Below are 17,863 nucleotides of genomic sequence, written 5' to 3' on the forward strand. Positions count from 1 at the left end.
CGAAGGGGGCGGGACGGGCAAGGCGGTTCAGCCGCAGTTGGTGCCGTAGCGGGTGAGGGAGGCGGTGCCGATGGTGCCGCCCCAGTCGACGCAGGAACCTGCCGCCGACACGTAGACCGGTCCGGCGTAGGTGGTCCAGTTGCCCGGGTCGTCGACCCACGCGCCGGTGCCGGAGCGGCGGAGGTAGGCGTCCATGGGCGCGGCGGCACCGGGCTTCTCGCGGATGGTGACGACGCAGTTCTTGCCGGTCGAGCTGCTGTAGGTCAGGTAGACGGTGCCGCGCTGGTCGCTGAAGTCGGCGACGTTGACGACGGTGTATCCGGAGCCGCATTGGCCGCCATAGAGCGCGGCGGACGCGGGCGACGCGACGACCACGACGCCCGCGGCCGCGGCCACGGAGAGGCCCACCGCTGAGGTCTTCCGGGACAGGCGCACGACGAGTTCCCTTCGTTCGGAGTCGGTGCGCCCGACGCTGGCATGCCCGGCCGGAACGAAGCCAGTGATCTTCGTCCGGGACCCGTCCGATGGACTTTGGACAAATGAGACCGCAGGTCAGCGGCTCATTCGATGCGGACGTCCAGGAAGATCGGGCGCTTGCCTGGGAACAGGGTCCGGCCTTGGAGGTCGACCATCTTCCAGTAGATCCGGCAGGTTCCCGGCTCTTCGGACGCCTGGACCAGGACCCGGATGTCGACGCTCTGCCCCGGCGCGGTGTGCGGGATCTCGACGCGTTCCGGGCTCTCGCAGGCCGCGTCGTTCACGCGCATGAGGAAGCGGGCGCTCCATGCGACGGTCCCGGTGTTGCGCAGCCGCCAGACCTTCTCGAACCACGCGCCGGGCTGGACGCGGGTGCCGTCGGGAACGGTGATGTCGCCTTCGAAAACCGAGTCGTCCACCTGCATCGCGGTCTTCTGCGGGGGCGCGTCCCCGTCGCCGCCCGGGAAGGCGAACGCGGCAACGGCGACGAGGGCGCCGAGCGCCCCGGCGGCGATGAGGCCGCCCGCTTGGAGGCGGGACCGCTTCGCGGGTGGCCGCCAGACGGTTTGCGGTCCGGTCACCTCATCGAGTTGTGTCCTCGGCGCGGGTATCCGAGCGCGCCGGGTCCCGGCCTGCGGAGGCGCAGCCTCGGGGGCTTCTCTTGTCCCGCCGGTCACGATGCCGTCCTGCGCCTCGGAGGTGTCGCCTGCCGCGCCGGAGTTCGCGTGCCGCGTCTCGGAGGCGCCGCTTCCGATGCCGGAGTGCGCATCCCGCGCTTCGGAAGTGCTGCGGGCCGGGGTGGAGGCCTGGTTCGCGTCCTCAGCGACGGCGTCTCGCGCGGCGAAAGCGGGGGCGGCATCCGGCACTCCGCCCCCGGCGAGCGCCCGGGCGCGGAGCCAGTCCTCGTGCCATTCCCGTTCGGTCCGCTCCGGGTCGCGGCCGAGCCTGTCGACCGCTAGGACCCGGACGAACTCCCAGGTCGTCCCCCAGCTCGGCAGGGTCCGGCCCTGGGCTGCCGCGGCGAGCGTCGACTTCGACGCGGCGGCGCCCATCCGCCCGCACATCTCGGCGAACGACGGGTCGCCCGCCTCCCGCTTGAGCCGCCACAGCCGGTCGGCGAACGCCGGAACCGGCCCCTCCTCCGGATCTGGGCGCTGTGCCTTGCGCCCGCGCCGTCCCCGTCCGTCGGCCTGTGCTGGTTCTCGCATGACTCCTACCCGGTCGGACACCTCGCACGATCAAGATCGTTATGCCCGGTCGCCGAAGATATCCACCGAGAATTCAACATTTGTCACCATTAGGAGCTATTTCCGGCTCACCTTCTTTGCCGGGAAGGGCGCGGCCTCGGCCGCCCGGCTGCTCCGCCTGCCCCGGGGGCCAGCAGCGGTGCCGCGTGCAGACCCGCCTGGAAGCGGGAACCGGCTTCCAGAACGGTCATGAGCGCGGCGACACGGCGGCGGTAGGTGCGCAGGGAGACGCCGAGTCGGCGGGCCGCGGTCTCGTCGGTGAGGCCCGCGGCAAGGGCGTCGAGGACGGGGCGGTCTTCGGGAGCGAAGTGCGGGGTCTCCGCGCGGAGGTAGGCGACGGGGTCTCCGGCCGCGGACCAGACCGCTTCGAAGAGGGACAGGGTGCCCTCGACCAGGGTCGGCGATGTGGTGACGGTGTAGGTGCGCGGGGTGCCCGGGACCTCTCGGGCGGCCATGATCATGACCCGCCGGTCCAGGATGATGACCTCGTGCGGAAGGGCCGCGGCGCTGACGCGGACCTGGGCTCCGCGGGACCGGACGGCGGCCAGATGGGCGCGGTCCGCCTCGTCGGCGAGGGCACGGGGGCCGAGGAGCTTGCGCGTCGTGAACTCGCCGTGCCCCATCCGGCCGCGGACCGCCGCACGCGCCTCCGGCAGCGACCAGGTCGCCAGGTCGCGCGCCGCGCACACGAACTCCGTGCGCAGTGCGGCGAACAGATGCCCGGCGCGGGCGACGAGCTCGGCGTCGCCGCGCACGGAGAAGACCTGCTCGTCCAGCACTCCCCCAGTCTGGCAGGTTGCTGCCAGGGGTTCGCCTCGGCGGACGTTTCTGGGGAAGGCTGACCGGCATGACCACTGCGACCTTCGCCCTCGGGGGCAACCTCACCGTCCGGCGGCTCGGCTTCGGGGCCATGCGGCTCGCGCGGAGCTCCTTCGGCGCGCCCATCCGGCCCTACGAGCAGGGCCTCGCCGTCCTCAGACGCGCGGTGGACCTCGGGGTCGACCACATCGACACCGCCGGGTTCTATGGGACGGGGGAGACCATGGCGAACCGCCAGATCCGGGACGCACTGCATCCGTACCCTCAGGGACTCGTCATCGCGACCAAGGTGGGACCGCTGCGGGACGACCGCGGGCTTCCGCTCGGCCAGGCCGGGCCCGACGGGCTCCGCGCGCTCGTCGAGACCGACCTCGCGGACCTCGGCCTCGACCGCCTCGACCTGGTGTACCTGCGAGTCGGCGGCATGAACGGGCCGGGCGGGGAGTCGATCGCGGCGCGCTTCGAGGCGCTCGCGGCGCTCCGCGAGGAGGGCCTGATCCGGCATCTCGGGGTGAGCAACGTCGACGCGGCGCAGCTGGCCGAGGCCCGTGCGATCGCGCCGGTCGCCTCCGTGCAGAACCCGGCGGGGCATGACGATCTGCTCACCGAGTGCGAGAAGTCGGACATCGCCTTCGTGCCGTTCTTCTCCATCGACTCCGGCGCCCTGTCCTCCGCCGCCGTCGCCACCGTCGCCGCCCGCCACGGTGCCACCCCCGCCCAGGTCGCGATCGCCGCGGCCCTGGCCTCCTCCCCCGCCACCCTCGCCATCCCCGGCACGGGCTCCCTGGACCACCTGGCCGAGAACCAGGCCGCCGCGAACCTCGAGCTCGACCCCGAGGACCTGGAACTCCTCCGCTGACACCCCCGCGGCCCGGCCCCGGACGTCGCACGGACGTTCGGGGCCACCCGCCGCCCCGAACGGGGTGTTCCAGGGGAATCCGCCGGCAGCCCGGTGGGGCCGGGCGGTCCAGAGCCCCGGACGTCGCGCGACGTCCGGGGCCACCCGTATCCCCGACGGGCGCTGGGGGCGGGCTCCGTGCGGAGCCCGGCGGGGGTTACTGGAAGGTGTAGGCGACGGCGTTCTCGGAGACGATGGGCTCGCCGACGGCGGTCAGGCCGCCCTTGACCTTGGAGTCCGGCTTCTGGATGAGGGAGACGCGGGTGCCGACGTCGCCGGGCTTGGAGAAGTCGAGCGGGGGCATCAGGCCCTTGGTGTCGAAGGCGCTCTGCGACTGGTGGGCCTTGTAGATCCCCTCGCGGGTGAGGTCCTTGTCGGCGCAGGCCTTCTTGAGCGCCTCGCCGAACACCATGGCCGAGACGTAGCCGAAGGTGACGCCGCCGTCGAGGGCCTCGCCCGGGTGCTTGGCCTCGTAGGCCGAGACGAGGGCCGTCATGCCCGGCTCCTTGGAGTCGTTCGGGAAGGCCGCGGTGATGAGGTGGAAGTTGGCCTCGAGCGCGGGCTTGGCCGCGGTCGCCAGGAGCTGCGGGCTGAAGCCCGGGTTGTTGGACAGGATCGGCACCATGAGGCCGCCCGCGGCGGCGACGCCCGCGAGGGAGGCGGACTGGCGGGGACCCGCGCTGATGAGGATCGCCTTGACGCCCTCGGCCTTCAACGCGCTGACCTGGGACGTCATGTCGGTGTCGGTCGGCTTGATGCGCTGCTCGACGATCGTCAGCCCGGCCTTCTCCGCCGCGAACTTGGAGCCCGCGAGCGCGCTCTCGCCGTACTCGCCCTCGAAGTACACGTGCCCGATCTTGTCGCCCTTCTTGATGCCCTTCTCCTTGAGGAGGAACTCGATGCCGTTGATCATCTCGATCTCGTAGGTGCTGCCGACGACCTGGACGTACGGGGCCTTCAGCAGCGCCGACGGCCACGCGGCCGGGACCGTCAGGAGCTTGTCGGTGGCGACGTTCGCGGCGATCGCGGCCATGACGGGCGAGCCGATGACCTGCGGCAGGCCCGCGACCTTCGGCTGGATCTCGGTGTAGGCGCCGACCGCCTTCTGCACGTCGTAGCCGTGGTCGCGCACGAGGACCTCGACGTCACGGCCGCACACGCCACCCGCGGCGTTCAGCTCGTCGAAGTACAGCTGCTGCGCCTGGGTGATGCTCTTGCCGAGGGTGGCGTAGACGCCGGTGAGGTCGGTGAGCGCACCGAGCGTGATCTTGTCGGCGGTGACGCCGGGACCGGTCTTGACGCCGTCGGCTCCGGTTCCGCCGCCGGACTCCGTGGACTTGCCGCTGCACGCGGTCCCGGTGGCGGTCACGGCGAGCACGGCGAGTCCGGCGACGATGTTCCTGATCTTCATGGGGTGGTCTCCTTGCGGGGGGTGAGGGAGGGGAGACGCAGACCGCGCAGGCCTGCGGGGAGGAAGAGGACGATGCCGACGACCGCCGCGCCGTACAGGTAGCGGGCGGCGTCCGACGGGCTGATGCCGCCCGTTCCGGTGGGGGCGACGAGGGGTAGCGCGTCGCTGTAGCGGGTGAGCATCTGCGGGAGCAGCGTCACGAAGGTCGCGCCGATGATGGCGCCGGACACCGAGCCGAGCCCGCCGATGACGATCATGGCCAGGTAGTCGAGTGCCAGGAGCATGCCGAAGTAGTCGGGGACGGCCCGCTGGAAGGTGAGCGCGAGCACCACCCCGCCGAGCCCGGCGTACATGGACGAGAGGGTGAACACCGCGGCGCGGGTCCGCGCCACGGGGATGCCGAGTACGCCCGCCGCGGTCTGCTGGTCGCGGATGAGGTTCATCGCGCGGCCCGGCCTGCCCTTGAGGACGCCCCGGGCGAACAACGCGGCGAGGCCGAGCAGGAGCAGCCCGAGGAACCACAGCTTCTCCAGCCCGCCGAACGGGATGCCGAGGACGACGACCTCGCCGGACCCGTCGAAGGCGAAGCCGAACACCTCCAGGGGTGGCACGGCACGCCCGTTGTAGCCGCCGGTCACCTCGTGCACGTTGAACAGGACGTGCTGGCCGAGGAAGATCAGCGCGAGGGACGCGATGCCCAGGTAGACGCCGCTCAGCCGGCCCGCGATCGGGCTGAAGGCGAGGCCCGCCAGCCCGGCTAGGGCGACCGCGCAGACGACGGCGAGCACGGGCGGCAGGCCGAGCCCGACGAGGTGGCCGCTGCCCTCACCGGTGCTCTCTCCCGCGAAGTAGACGTAGCCGTACGCGCCGACCGCCAGGAAGAACGAGTGGCCCATCGAGAGCTGGCCGGTGGAGCCGGTCAGCAGGTTGAGCCCGATCGCGCCGATCGCCGCGGCCATGACGAACAGGCCGGCCTGGAGCCAGAACAGTTCGAGGTAGAAGGGCGGGAGCAGCAGGAGAAGCAGAGGGAGGTAGCGGAGCCTAGACACGGGAGACCTCCCGGGTGCCGAAGAGGCCCGACGGCCGCACCAGCAGGATGGCGATCATGACGACGTAGGGGGCGACGTCGCCGAGGCCGCGGCCGAGGAACGTCAGGTCGTTCTGGTAGCCGCCGACGAGCGCCTCGGTGACGCCGATGAGCAGCCCGCCGACGAGCGCCCCGGTGACGGAGTCGAGCCCGCCGAGGATCGCCGCGGGGAACGCCTTGAGCGCCGCGAGGGAGCTGGTCCGGTCGAGGCCCGGGGTCGGGAACGCGGTGATGAAGACCGCGGCGACGGCCGCGAGGGCCCCGGCGACCGCCCACGCCGACATCGAGATCCGGCCGAGCCTGATGCCCATCAGCGCGGACGTCTCGGCGTCCTCGGCGACCGCGCGCATCGACACGCCCCAGGGGGTGTACTTGAAGGCGAGCAGGAACAGTCCGATGAGCACCGCCGCCACGACGAGCGCGGCGATCCTGGTCTGCGCGATGGTGACGCCGCCGAGGACGACGACCCGGTCCTGCCAGGGGTCGCCGAGCGACATCACTGAGGTGCCGAGCCGTCTGCTGAGCTCGGCCATGAGCACGATGTCGATGCCGATGGTGGCGATGGCGACGACGTCGCGGCGGGCCTTGGCGCGGCGCAGCAGGACGAGTTCGATGAGCGCGCCGGCCGCGGCCGCGGCGAGGACGCCGACCACGAGCGCGCCGACGAAGCCCAGGTCCTCGTGCAGGACCGCGGTGACGTAGCCGCCGAGCAGCAGCAGCGAGGCGTGCGCGAAGTTCACGACCTCGGTGGCCCGGAAGATGACGACGAAGCCGAGCGCGATCAGCGCGTAGACCGAGCCGAGGCTGAGCCCGTTGATCAGCAGTTCGATGAGCCTGGTCACGGTCCCTCCTCCCGGGTGGGCGCGGCGGGGGACGGGTCGGCGGGAAGCCTGGTCATGAGGCCTCCTCTCCCAGATAGGCGCGGAGGACCTCGGGGTCGCGCTGCACCTCGGCGGGGGTGCCGGAGGCGATGCGGCGCCCGAAGTCCAGGACGGTGACGTGGTCGGCGAGGCGCATGACGAGGCCCATGTCGTGCTCGACCAGCAGGATGGAGATGCCGAGCGATGTGCGGACCGCGTGGACGAGTTCGGCCATCTCCAGGCGTTCTGTGGCGTTCATGCCGGCGACCGGCTCGTCGAGCATGAGCAGCCGGGGCTCGCCGCAGAGCGCGCGGGCGAGCTCGACCCTCTTCTGGTCGCCGTACGGCAGGGCGCCGACGGGAGAGGCGAGCCGGTGCGCGATGCCGGCGAAGTCGGCGATCTCCCTGGCGCGTTCGCGGTGCTGCCGCTCCTCGCGCAGGGCGCCGGGCCAGCGCAGGCCGGCCCGGACGAAGCCGGCGCGCATCAGCCTGTGCCGGCCGAGCATGAGGTTGTCCTCGACGCTGAGCAGCGGGGACAGCGCGAGGTTCTGAAACGTTCGGGCGATGCCGAGGGCGCCGACGCGGTGCGGTGCCATGGCGGTCAGTTCCCGGCGGCCGAAGGTGACCTTGCCGGAGGTCGCCCGGTAGACCCCCGACAGGACGTTGAAGCACGTCGACTTCCCGGCCCCGTTGGGGCCGATGACGGCGTGCAGGGTGCCGGGCGCGACGGTGAAGCTCACCGAGTCCAGCGCAACAATCCCGGCAAAACGGACGGTCAGTTGATCGACCACGAGTTCGGGCACTTCACTCACCTGCGACACCTCTCCCCCGAAGTGCGATCGACGGCCCTGGCGGGCCCTGGTCCTGCGGCGCCCGAAGACGCCGGTCGTGCTGCGCCGTGCCTGCCGCGTCCCTTGCCGGGACACCGCGCGGGGCGCGTCCGTGCTCGTTCACGTGCTCGCTCACGGCGCCGTCGGCTCCCACTTGGCGATGCCGCGCCGGGTCCGGAAGACCGGCGCAGGCTCGTCGGAGACGCCGAGGTAGCGGCGGCGCACCTCGTCGCTGGCGGCCAGTTCGGCGGACGGCCCCTCCAGAGCGACCTCGCCGACGTCGAGCACGTAGGCGTAGTTCGACAGCCGGAGCGCCAGTGCCGCGTTCTGCTCGACCAGCAGCACCGAGGTGCCCTGCCGGTTGATCTCGGCGACGGTCCTGGCGATGTGCTCGGCCATCTTCGGGGCGAGCCCGAGGGTCGGCTCGTCGAGCAGCAGCACCTTGGGGCGGGCCATCAGCGCCCGGCCCATCGCGAGCATCTGCTGCTCGCCGCCCGACAGCAGCGACGCGCGCTGGGTGCGCCGCTCGGCGAGGATCGGGAAGAGGTCGAAGACCCGCTTGCGCACCTCGGCCGGGGCGTGGAAGCCGCCGGCCCGCAGGTTCTCCTCGACCGTCATCCGCCCGAAGACCCGGCGGCCCTCGGGCGCCTGGACGACGCCCGCGGCGACGATCCGGTGCGGCGGCGCCTTGGTCAGCCGGGCTTCGGCACAGCTGATGTGCCCGCCGGTCACCAGGCCTCCGTGGAAGCGCAGCACCCCGGAGATCGCGCGCATCAGGGTCGTCTTGCCGGCGCCGTTCGCGCCGAGCACCGCGACGACCTCGCCCCGCGGCACCTGGAGCGACACCCCGTGCAGGGCCCGGACCGCCCGGCCATAGGAGACCGTCAGGTCGCGCACGGACAGGGCCGTGCCATCGCGCACGGTCGGTGTCTTCACCATGATCCTCCTCACAGACGGTGCGAGGATGATGCGCGTCCGGCGCCCGCGAAGGCGATGGGCCTCCGACCCTGATGCGCCAGGCGTCCTGTGCGTACGCACAATCCACAGGCTGTGGATCCCGGCCGACCTGGGACGATGCGCGAACGCTCCCGCGCCGGACTGTGCGGCCTGCCGAAGGGCCTTGGGCAGCGGCACAACCGCGCCCGCCAGCCGAGTGCGGGCCGCCATGGACCGGACGGGGCCGCCGCGCCAGCATCGGACCGGTGAGCGAACCGAGACTTCACCTGTGGCTGGCCGAGCGGTTGCCGGACCTGGCGTCGCGGCTCGTGGACGAGTTCGGCAGACGCGTGCCGTTCTACGCCGAGCAGCCTCGTGAGGTGCTCGACGGACAGTTGCGTCCGGCGATCGAGGCGAACCTGCGGATCGCGGTGAAGACGCTACGCCAGCAACGACCCTTCACCGTCGACGAGCGGGCCGAGGTGATCGAATGGTCGGCCCGCAGGGCCGAGCAGGGTGTGCCGTTGGAGGCCGTGCTCACCGCCTACCACCTGGCGATCGAGCTGTGCTGGCAGGCGCTCGTGGAGGAGGCGAGCGAGGAGGAGGCCGGGGAGCTGGGCGCGCTCGCGCTGCACTTCTTCGGTTATCTGCGCGCGGTGGTGCCCGCCGTGGCGCTCGCGCACGCCCAGGAGGGCAGGGAGCGCTACGGGGAGCTGCGCGCCGCGCGCAGGGCCGTGCTCGACGCGCTGCTCGTGGGCGCGCCCGCCGATGAGCCCGCGCTGCGCGCCGGGGTACCTCTGGCCGCCGCCTACGACGTGCTGGTCCTGCGCGGCGACCCCGATCCCGACCCCGCGGCGGCGCGCCAACTGACCCGGCAGGTGCAGTCGGTGCTCGACGCGCACGCCCGATCCCCCGTACTCGCGGTCCTGGACGGGATGTCCGGCACCGCCCTCCTGCCCGCCAAGGGCGGCGAGGCCGCGGGCGCTCCGGGCCGTGCGCGGCCCGCCACCGCCGCGGACTGCGCCGACCCGCTCGCGGACCTGGTGGACCGGATCGTCCTCGCGACGGGCCGGGCCGTGACCGTCACGACGGCGCCCGCCGCGGGCGCCGCGGCGATCCCCGGCGCGCTCCGCGAGTCCGCGGAGGTCGCCGAGCTGGTCCTGCGGCTCGGCAGGCCGCCCGGCCTGTACCGGATGACCGACGTGCTGCTGGAGTACCAGATCGCGCGGCCGGGCAACGGCCTCGCCCAGCTCGCCGCCCGGCTCGACCCGCTCGACGACCGCCCCGAGCTCATGGAGACGCTGCGCGTCTACATCGACCAGGGGCACAACCGGCGCCGCGCCGCCGAGACCCTCCAGGTCCACCGCAACACCCTCGACTACCGGCTGCGCGGGATCTCCGCGCTCACCGGCCTCGACCCGTCGGGCCCCGAACTCGCCGCGGCGCTCACCGCGCGCGCCCTGCGCTGACCGCGCGCGATCCATCAGCGCGCGCCCCATCCGCGTGATCGTCTTCCGCCAGAACCCCATCGCCACCACCCCCGAAGACCTCGTGCGACGTCCCCGGACGTCCGGCACTCAGTCTGCTCGATCTTCTTCAAGATCGCTCAGCGGCCTGTGGACAACTCTCTCAGTCTGCGTCGCGGCGGGGCGGCCGCAGCATCGGGAGCAGCGGGAGGAACCGGCGTCGGCGGCGCAGCCCCTTGGCCCGCACGATCAGCTCGGGCAGCGGCACCGCGTTCTCGACCGGGACCCGGGGATGGACGAGCACGGTGGGCCTGGGCCGTCCGCGCAGGGTGATCGGCGCCCCGGTCTCCCAGCGGAAGCGCTCGAGCTCCGACGCGTCCTCCAGCACCTGGTCCGACGCCAGCACCCGCGACGGCGCGGTCTTCGCCAGGTCGCTGAGCCGCGCCGCCTCGTTCACTGGGTCGCCGATGACGGTGTACTCGAACCGCTGCTCGGCGCCGATGTAGCCGGCCACGACCTGGCCGAGCGAGATGCCGATCCCGGCCGTCACCTCCGGCACCCGCTCGCGCAGCAGCGCGGCCATCTCGCGGCCCGCGGCGAGCGCGTGCCCTCCCGCCTCCGGCAGGTCCGCCGGGGCGCCGAAGATCGCCAGTGCCGCGTCGCCCTCGAACTTGTTGATCCAGCCGCCGTTGCGGTTCACACAGTCCACGACGACGCCGAAGAAGAGGTTGAGCAGCGCGACGACCTCGTCCGGCGGACGCTCGGCGGCCATCCGCGTCGACCCTGCGAGGTCGACGAACAGCACGGCCACCTCCTTCTCCTCCCCGCCCAGGGAGATGTCGGAGTTGAGCGCGAGTTCCGCGACGTCACTGCCGACATGCCGGGAGAACAGGTCCTGGAGCCGCTCGTGCGCCCGCAGGCCGGTGACCATCGTGTTGAAGCCCGCCTGGAGCTGGCCCAGCTCACTGGCGTCGAAGACGGCGATCTCGGTGTCGAGGTCGCCGCGCGACACCCGCTCCATCGCCTCGCGCACGGTCCGGATCGGGTCGCCGAGCGCCTGCGCCACCCACCACGTCACCTGGAAGCTGATCGCCAGCGCGATGCAGCCGAGCACGAGGCCGGACCGCGCCGCCTCGTAGGAGTCGAAGTCCGGGTCGGTGAGCGCGACGATCGCGATGACGATGAGCCCGAGCATGGGCACCGCGGTGCCGACCGCCCAGGCGAGCATGGCGCGGGTGCGCACCCGGGAGAAGAGGTGCTCGCGCGGCGGCTTGGTGGCCAGCACGAGGGAGGCGGCGGGCCGCAGCAGCCGCTCGGTCATCAGGTAGACGAGCGCGATGGTGGTGATGCCGCCGAGAAGGCAGGTCATCCCCATCTTCAGGGCCATGAGCGGCCCGTAGAAGGCGTTGAGGATCGTCCACCCGGTCGCCCCGACCACCCACAGCACGCCCTGGATGAGGCTGAGCCGCGCGGGCCCGAGCAGGACGGCGAGGCGCTGCTCCCGGTCCGGGGTGCCCCGCTCGCTCACCAGACGGCGGATCGGGGCGAACTCCTTGAGCGCCCACCACACCGCGCAGGGCACGGCGAACACGGGGTAGGACGCGAACGCGATGAGGTTGACGAGATCGGCGTTCGGATAGAGCCGGTCCACGTCTTCGGGGTTGGGCAGCACGAGCAGCACGAAGACCAGGACCACCGCGGCGCCGACCGCGTTCGCGCAGAGGACCGCCGTGGTGAGGAGCCACCGGACCCGGATCTCCAGGAAGGTCGGCACCCCCGGGATGCTCGCGATCTTCTCCTGCAAGGAGTCGAGGCTGTGCGCGATCTGCTCCCGGTCCACCCGATCACCTCCGCGCGCGTCACTCTACGCACCGGGCGGTAAGGAGAGAAAGGCCACAGGTCACAAGTTCACCGGAGCTTTCGTGCACTCGGCACTATGGCAGACCCCACAGGACGAACCCGTAAGTCGGCGCGTACCGGTCAGTAATATGTGCACGACTTTCACGGAGGACCTCCCATGACCGCCTCACCCGCGACCACACCGCCGCCCGGCGCCCGGATCCCGACCCAGGACCTCGGCCTCATCTCGCCGGACGATCTCAGATCGGCGGGCATCTACGACGGCTGCTTCGGCTGCGGCAAGGACGTCGCCGACGGCCTCCAGGTCGAACGCACCTCCTCCGACGGCACCTTCGTCCACGGCCACTTCCACGTCGGGGACCGGCACCAGGGCGCCCCCGGCCTCGCGCACGGCGGCCTGCTGGCCACCGCCATGGACGAGATCCTCGGCACCGCGGCCTGGAGCCTCGGCAGGATGGCGGTCACGGGCCGCCTGGAGACCGACTACCGGATGCCCGTGCCGGTCGGCTCCACCGTCTACCTCAAGGCCTGGTGCACGGGCGTGGAGGGACGCAAGATCTACCTGCGCTCGGAAGGCAGGCTGAACGACCCGGACGGGCCCATCGCGGTCGAGGCGGCCGCCCTGTTCGTCGAGGTGCCCGCGGTGCACTTCACCCAGGAGCGCTGAGCACCCGAGCGCGACGGCCGGTCCGGGAACGTTCCCGGACCGGCCGTCGCGTGTCCGGAGGCCGAGGGCGCCGCCGGACGGTGCGGCTCATCCCGCCTGGGCGGGGCTGTGCAGCCGGACCTTCGCGAGCTGCCTGGCCTGCGCGACGAGGCGGTCCTCGCTGTCCCAGACCTCGATGTCCTCCTCGATGAGGCCGCCCGCGAGGTTGCGGCTCTCGGCCTGCACCCGCAACCAGCCCGGCGCGGGCAGCGCCCGAAGGTGCACCGTCAGCTCGAGGGTCGGCACCCAGCCGTTGAGCGCCATCTCGAAGGCCACCGGCGGCAGCGCGTCGACGGTGTACAGGAGCATGAACGGGTCGGGCTCGGTGCCGTCGGCGAGGCGGAGCCAGCTGCGCAGGAGCCCGACGCCGGAAGGCTTGCCGCGCGCCCAGCCCGACGTCGCGGGATCATGCCTGACCTCGGTGTGCCGCATCATCGTGACGACCTCGGCGAACTCCTTCGGCGGCGCGTAGCACTCCTCCACCGGAGGGAGCGCGGGCGGCTTCGCGGTGGTGCGCACGTCGTCCGGCAGGTCGGCGAGGTCGCCGTACGCCGCGAGCACGCGGATGCGCTCCTTGCCATCCTGGACGAGGCGGGCCATCGCCGTCGTCTGAGTGCGGCCCTCCCTCAGGGTCTCGGTCTCGATGACCGCGGGACCCGGCGTCGCCGCGCTCAGGTAGTGCGCGGTGATCGTCAGGGGATGGGGGTGCTTCAGGGTGCCGCCCAAGGCCCGCGCCACAAGGGCGAGGAGGTAGCCGCCGTTGGGCGCGGGCCCTCCGGTGCCCCATTCCGCCGACACCTCCGCGGCGATCCTGCCGTCGACCAGGCTGCTGCTGGTCGTGTCCGCCCCGAACCTCGACATGGCCCTCCTCCTCACCGAAGGAACCGAGTGTAGTTCGGTCCCTGCCGTGGCAGACGCCCGGGCGGTACCCCGGCGACCGTGCCCGCGGTGGCCCCGGCGACCGCGGATCGAGACCCGGACGTGCAGGTCGACGCGCTAGCGTGCGGTCATGCGGCTCACCGGAATCATCGCCCCCGACCTCCCCCTTCTCGTCGTCGCTGCGGATGAGGAGGCCACCTATCTCGGCCGGGAACTCCCCGTCCTGCTCACCGGCATCGGCAAGGTCAACGCCGCGGTCTCGGTCGCGGCGGTCCTCGCCAGGCACACCCCGGCAGAGATCATCAACCTCGGGACGGCGGGGGCGCTGCGCCCCGGGATCCACGGCACGCACGAGGTCGCGCGGGTCATCCAGCACGACCTGGACGGCAGGGGGATCAGCGCCCTCACCGGACGCCCGACCGGGGAGCCGTTCGAGCTCAGGGCCGAGGGGCTGGTACTGGCGACGGGCGACGTCTTCGTCTCCGCCGAGGACGTCAGGGTGAAGCTCGCCGCGGACGCCCACCTGGTCGACATGGAGGGCTACGCGGTCGCCGCCGCGGCCGCCGCCGCCGGCGTGCCCGTGCGGCTCGTCAAGCATGTGAGCGACGGCGCGGACGACGACTCGGCGAAGACCTGGAAGGAGTCGGTGGACGACTGCGCCCGCGACCTCGCGGCCTGGGTGTCCACCCACCTGTAGCGCGCCGGGAACGCCGAAGGCGTGCCCCCAAGGGTGGGAGCACGCCTTCTGCCGGAGGGTCAGATCCGGTCGGCGGGGACCACGCCGAGCCGTCCGGCCTGGAAGTCCGCGAACGCCTGCTGGAGCTCGGCCTGCGTGTTCATGACGAACGGGCCGTAGTGCGCCACCGGCTCACCGATGGGCAGGCCACCGAGGAGCACCACCTCCAGGTCGGGCTTGTTCACCTCCTGCTCGGCGGCGGCCGCCAGCGTGATGCTGGAGCCCTTGCCGTAGACGGCGAGCTGCCCGTCCTTGATCGGACGGTGGGCGGTGCCGACGGTGCCCCGGCCGGACAGCACGTAGGCGAGCGCGTTGTACGACGGGTTCCACGGCAGCGTGACCTCGGCGCCCGGGCTCACCGTCGCGTGGATGAACGTGATGGGCGTGTGGGTCATGCCGGGGCCGTGGTGCCCGTCCACCTCGCCCGCGATGACGCGGAGCACCGCACCGCCGTCGGGCGTGGTGAGCAGCTTGATGTTGCCGCCCTTGATGTCCTGGTAGCGCGGCTGGATCATCTTGTCCTTGGCGGGCAGGTTGACCCAGAGCTGGAGGCCGTGGAAGAGGCCGCCGCTCATGACGAGCGACTCCGGCGGGGCCTCGATGTGCAGGAGGCCGGAGCCGGCGGTCATCCACTGGGTGTCCCCGGGACCGATCTTGCCGCCGCCTCCCGCGGAGTCCTGGTGGTCGAACTGCCCGTCGATCAGGTAGGTGACCGTCTCGAACCCGCGGTGGGGGTGCCACGGGGTGCCCTTGGGCTCTCCCGGCGCGTAGTCCACCTCACCCATCTGGTCCATCATGATGAACGGGTCGAGGTGCCGCATGTGGACTCCGGAGAAGGCGCGACGTACAGGGAAGCCCTCACCTTCGAGTCCGCTCGGCGCGTTCGTGACGCCGAGCACAGGGCGCGGGGTGTCGGTGGCGGCGTCGGGCACGGGCACCCGGGGCAGGGTGAGCGGGCTCTCCACGGTGACGGCGGGCATGTCGTCCTCCTTCTGGCGGAAGCTGTTCCACCGGCTGCAACTAATTGAAGTTTAAACATATTCCGCCCGGCAGGACAGTGCCCGAGACGTCCCAGATGAGCGGCTGGTCACGAATGGACGGCGTTTTCGGGGGCCGCGTGACAAACGCGACAGCCGTTGCGTTACCTTCTGACAGACGTGACGGAAGGCTTGACTCCATGCGACAACGCGATCCCCACCCTGTGGCCGGGCAACGGCCTGGCACGGTCCGACCCGGCGGCCGCACCGCCCGGACCAGGCGCAGCGTCCTCCAGGCGGCGCTCACCGAGCTGGTCGAGGTCGGCTATTCCAGCACCGGGGTGGAGAAGATCGCGATCCGGGCGGGCGTGGCCCCGTCCACGATCTACCGCCGCTGGGGGAGCCTCGAGGGCGTCGTCGCCGACGCCGCGCAGTCCGTCATGGAGGAGAACCTCTCGGTCCCCGACACCGGGACCCTGGAAGGCGACCTGTCCACCCTGACCCGCGCCATCGTCGAGCTCTTCAACACCCCGCCCTACCGCGCGTGGATGGACGTGCTGATCGGCTCCGCGCTCGGGCACGGCCCCGCCCGCGACACCTTCGCCAGCTCCACCCTGCGCACCCGCGCGGAGATCGGCGCGGTGATCGTCGAACGGGCGGTCAAACGCGGCGAGGTGCCCCAGGACACCGACGCCGCGGAGGTCATCCGGCAGGCCGCCGCACCCCTTTACTACCGGCTCTACATCTCCTGCGAACCGGTGGGAGAGGCCGACACCGTGCGGGCCGCGGAGGTGGCGGCGACGGCCGCACGCCAGGGGCTGCTGCGCAAAGCGGTGTGAAAGACTGCCCTCGCTCGCTCTCGGCTACCCCGGACTCCCCCTTGACCAAGGCTCCTTACCGTCTCGCCCGCGCGGCGGCCTTCGCGGCCGTCTGCGTGAGCCTGACGCTCGCGGGCCACTGGGCGGCGTCCGGAGACCCCATAGATCCGTGGACCATCGCCGCCGCCTTCCTCGGCGTCACCGGGGTGGCCCATCTTCTGGCCGGGCACGAGCGAGGTCTTCCCCTCATCCTGGGCGCGCTGCTGGGCGGGCAGTTCGCTCTGCACTCCCTGCTCGCCACCGACCACCACAGCCCGCTCACCGGCCCCGACGGGTCCGTGAACGGGCGCATGATGGCGGCGCACGCCACAGCCGCGCTGCTGTCGGCCGTCTGGCTCCGCCGCGGTGAACGCGCCTTCTGGGCGCTCGCCCGGCGGCTCGTCCCGCCGCTCCTGTTCATCCCCGCGCGGGTGCCCGCGCCCGTCGCGCCCGGTCGGCCCGGCCACCCCGAACCGCAGGCACGTCCCAAGACCGCCCTGCTGAGGCACAGCCTCGTCCTCCGCGGACCTCCGAACGCCGCCTTCGCCCGCTGAAGTCATCGTTCGTCCGAGTCAGTCACGTGGAGTACACGCATGTCCAAGAACAGCCGCCGAGCCGCCCTCGTCGCCGGGATCACCGCCCTCACCCTCGCCGGGGTGTCGGCGCCCGCGCTCGCGCACGTCAGCGTCCAGCCCGGCACCGCCGAGCAGGGCTCCTGGTCCAAGGTCACCTTCCGGGTCCCCAACGAGCGCGACGACGCCTCGACGACCAAGCTCGTCGTGGAGCTGCCCGCCGAGTACCCGATCGCGTTCGTCTCGGTGAAGCCGGTGCCCGGCTGGACCGTCGAGGCGCCCAAGAGCGAGCTCGCCAAGCCCGTGGACACCGGCAGCGGTGAGATCACCGAAGCCGTCTCGAAGATCACCTGGTCCGGCGGGAAGATCGACGCCGGCCAGTTCCAGGAGTTCGACGTCACCCTCGGCCCGCTGCCGACGACCACCGACGAGCTGGTCTTCAAGGCCGACCAGACCTACTCCAGCGGCGAGGTCGTCAAGTGGACCGAGCTCACCGAAGAGGGCGCCGAGGAACCCGAGCACCCCGCGCCCGTCCTCAAGCTGACGGCCCCGGCCGAGGGCTCCGACGCGCACGGCGGCATGGCGGTCTCGGCCGCGGCGCCGGAGGCCGCCGACACCGACGGCGGACAGGACGGCACCGCGCGTCTGCTCGGCGGGCTCGGGCTCGCCGCGGGCCTCGTCGGACTCGTCCTGGGCGGCCTCGGGTTCGCCCGCGGACGCCGCAGCGCGTGATCGGCGTCATCTCGCGTGCTTCCGCGGCCGTCGCCCTCGCGGCGGCCGCGGTGGCCGGACCCGTCGCCCTGGCGGCTCCGGCGAGCGCGCACACGAGCCTGACCGGCACCGCGCCCGAGGACGGGTCGGTCGTGCCCGCGCCGAAGAGCGTCGTGCTCACCTTCGCCGACGCGGTGATCCTGCCCCAGGCGGTCCTCACGGACGCCGCCGGCAAGGAGTTCGGCGGCAAGCCGGCGTCGAAGGGCAAGAAGGTGACGGTGCCCGTGCGCAAGACCTTGCAGCCCGGCCTTCACCATGTGTCCTGGCGCGCCGTGTCGCCTGACGGGCACCCGATCGAGGGCGAGTTCTCGTTCACCGTCGAAGGGGGCGCCACGCAGGCCGCCGCATCCTCCGCGCGGCAAGAAGAGGAGGGAAGCGGGCCCTGGACCTGGATCGTCCTCGGTGTGCTCGCTCTCGGCCTCGTCGGAGGGGGCCTCTACTGGGCCTCTTCCCGCAACGACGAGGAGTGACCTCT

19 protein-coding genes are annotated in these 17,863 nt (G+C 72.3%); 8 read left to right on the top strand and 11 right to left on the bottom strand.

Annotated elements, in window-relative coordinates; genetic code table 11:
• Window positions 1–27: 27 nt before the first annotated feature.
• From EDD29_RS39975 to EDD29_RS39985, 3 genes are all read right to left on the bottom strand, one after another.
• Window positions 28–435, bottom strand: coding sequence for a spore-associated protein A (locus EDD29_RS39975; RefSeq protein ID WP_123669355.1), 408 nt, complete (start codon window positions 433–435; stop codon window positions 28–30).
• Between the two features lie 125 nt (window positions 436–560).
• Window positions 561–1,685 (bottom strand): NBR1-Ig-like domain-containing protein, encoded by a 1,125-nt coding sequence (locus tag EDD29_RS39980; RefSeq protein WP_123669356.1) that lies wholly within the window; start codon window positions 1,683–1,685, stop codon window positions 561–563.
• A gap of 107 nt (window positions 1,686–1,792) precedes the next feature.
• Entirely contained in the window at window positions 1,793–2,503 is a 711-nt protein-coding gene (locus EDD29_RS39985; RefSeq protein WP_211360150.1) for a helix-turn-helix domain-containing protein, read from the bottom strand.
• A gap of 68 nt (window positions 2,504–2,571) precedes the next feature.
• Here EDD29_RS39985 and EDD29_RS39990 point away from each other — a divergent pair, with 68 nt between their 5' ends.
• On the top strand, window positions 2,572–3,402 hold the full coding sequence (locus EDD29_RS39990) for an aldo/keto reductase (protein ID WP_123669357.1): 831 nt from the start codon (window positions 2,572–2,574) through the stop codon (window positions 3,400–3,402).
• Between the two features lie 196 nt (window positions 3,403–3,598).
• On the opposite strand, the gene EDD29_RS39995 is transcribed toward EDD29_RS39990, so the two are convergent.
• The 5 genes from EDD29_RS39995 to EDD29_RS40015 all read right to left on the bottom strand — a co-directional run bounded on the left by EDD29_RS39995 (window position 3,599) and on the right by EDD29_RS40015 (window position 8,567).
• On the bottom strand, window positions 3,599–4,852 hold the full coding sequence (locus EDD29_RS39995) for an ABC transporter substrate-binding protein (RefSeq protein WP_123669358.1): 1,254 nt from the start codon (window positions 4,850–4,852) through the stop codon (window positions 3,599–3,601).
• Entirely contained in the window at window positions 4,849–5,901 is a 1,053-nt protein-coding gene (locus tag EDD29_RS40000) for a branched-chain amino acid ABC transporter permease (protein WP_246053249.1), read from the bottom strand. Before EDD29_RS40000 ends, EDD29_RS39995 begins: the two co-directional genes overlap by 4 nt.
• The gene (locus EDD29_RS40005; RefSeq protein WP_123669359.1) at window positions 5,894–6,781 is read right to left on the bottom strand and encodes a branched-chain amino acid ABC transporter permease; all 888 of its coding nucleotides are present in this window, start codon (window positions 6,779–6,781) and stop codon (window positions 5,894–5,896) included. Before EDD29_RS40005 ends, EDD29_RS40000 begins: the two co-directional genes overlap by 8 nt.
• Window positions 6,782–6,833: 52 nt before the next feature.
• A complete protein-coding gene (locus tag EDD29_RS40010) occupies window positions 6,834–7,601 on the bottom strand; it encodes an ABC transporter ATP-binding protein (RefSeq protein ID WP_123669360.1) in 768 nt (255 codons plus the stop codon).
• Window positions 7,602–7,760: 159 nt separating this feature from the next.
• Window positions 7,761–8,567: an ABC transporter ATP-binding protein gene (locus EDD29_RS40015; RefSeq protein ID WP_123669361.1), complete on the bottom strand. Its 807-nt coding sequence runs from the start codon at window positions 8,565–8,567 to the stop codon at window positions 7,761–7,763.
• Window positions 8,568–8,830: 263 nt separating this feature from the next.
• Here EDD29_RS40015 and EDD29_RS40020 point away from each other — a divergent pair, with 263 nt between their 5' ends.
• Entirely contained in the window at window positions 8,831–10,033 is a 1,203-nt protein-coding gene (locus tag EDD29_RS40020; protein ID WP_123669362.1) for a PucR family transcriptional regulator, read from the top strand.
• Between the two features lie 160 nt (window positions 10,034–10,193).
• Here EDD29_RS40020 and EDD29_RS40025 read toward each other — a convergent pair whose 3' ends face one another.
• A complete protein-coding gene (locus EDD29_RS40025; protein WP_123669363.1) occupies window positions 10,194–11,870 on the bottom strand; it encodes an adenylate/guanylate cyclase domain-containing protein in 1,677 nt (558 codons plus the stop codon).
• A gap of 177 nt (window positions 11,871–12,047) precedes the next feature.
• Here EDD29_RS40025 and EDD29_RS40030 point away from each other — a divergent pair, with 177 nt between their 5' ends.
• Window positions 12,048–12,557: a PaaI family thioesterase gene (locus EDD29_RS40030; RefSeq protein WP_123669364.1), complete on the top strand. Its 510-nt coding sequence runs from the start codon at window positions 12,048–12,050 to the stop codon at window positions 12,555–12,557.
• An 87-nt stretch (window positions 12,558–12,644) separates the two neighbouring features.
• On the opposite strand, the gene EDD29_RS40035 is transcribed toward EDD29_RS40030, so the two are convergent.
• Complete coding sequence (locus EDD29_RS40035) at window positions 12,645–13,457, bottom strand: thioesterase family protein (RefSeq protein WP_123669365.1); 813 nt, start codon at window positions 13,455–13,457, stop codon at window positions 12,645–12,647.
• Between the two features lie 148 nt (window positions 13,458–13,605).
• Between EDD29_RS40035 and EDD29_RS40040 the strand changes: the two genes are divergently transcribed.
• Window positions 13,606–14,172: a nucleosidase gene (locus tag EDD29_RS40040; protein WP_123669366.1), complete on the top strand. Its 567-nt coding sequence runs from the start codon at window positions 13,606–13,608 to the stop codon at window positions 14,170–14,172.
• Window positions 14,173–14,231: 59 nt separating this feature from the next.
• Here the strand turns inward: EDD29_RS40040 and EDD29_RS40045 are convergent, their stop codons facing one another.
• A complete protein-coding gene (locus EDD29_RS40045) occupies window positions 14,232–15,191 on the bottom strand; it encodes a pirin family protein (protein ID WP_123669367.1) in 960 nt (319 codons plus the stop codon).
• Window positions 15,192–15,388: 197 nt separating this feature from the next.
• Between EDD29_RS40045 and EDD29_RS40050 the strand changes: the two genes are divergently transcribed.
• From EDD29_RS40050 to EDD29_RS40065, 4 genes are read left to right on the top strand one after another with little or no spacing between them, the layout of a single operon-like run.
• Complete coding sequence (locus tag EDD29_RS40050) at window positions 15,389–16,027, top strand: TetR/AcrR family transcriptional regulator (RefSeq protein WP_170201753.1); 639 nt, start codon at window positions 15,389–15,391, stop codon at window positions 16,025–16,027.
• Window positions 16,028–16,068: 41 nt separating this feature from the next.
• On the top strand, window positions 16,069–16,599 hold the full coding sequence (locus EDD29_RS40055) for an MFS transporter (RefSeq protein ID WP_123669369.1): 531 nt from the start codon (window positions 16,069–16,071) through the stop codon (window positions 16,597–16,599).
• Between the two features lie 39 nt (window positions 16,600–16,638).
• The gene (locus EDD29_RS40060) at window positions 16,639–17,349 is read left to right on the top strand and encodes a YcnI family copper-binding membrane protein (RefSeq protein ID WP_123669370.1); all 711 of its coding nucleotides are present in this window, start codon (window positions 16,639–16,641) and stop codon (window positions 17,347–17,349) included.
• On the top strand, window positions 17,346–17,858 hold the full coding sequence (locus EDD29_RS40065) for a copper resistance CopC family protein (protein WP_123669371.1): 513 nt from the start codon (window positions 17,346–17,348) through the stop codon (window positions 17,856–17,858). Before EDD29_RS40060 ends, EDD29_RS40065 begins: the two co-directional genes overlap by 4 nt.
• Window positions 17,859–17,863: the final 5 nt, after the last annotated feature.

This window comes from Actinocorallia herbida (assembly GCF_003751225.1).
Lineage (GTDB): Bacteria > Actinomycetota > Actinomycetes > Streptosporangiales > Streptosporangiaceae > Actinocorallia > Actinocorallia herbida.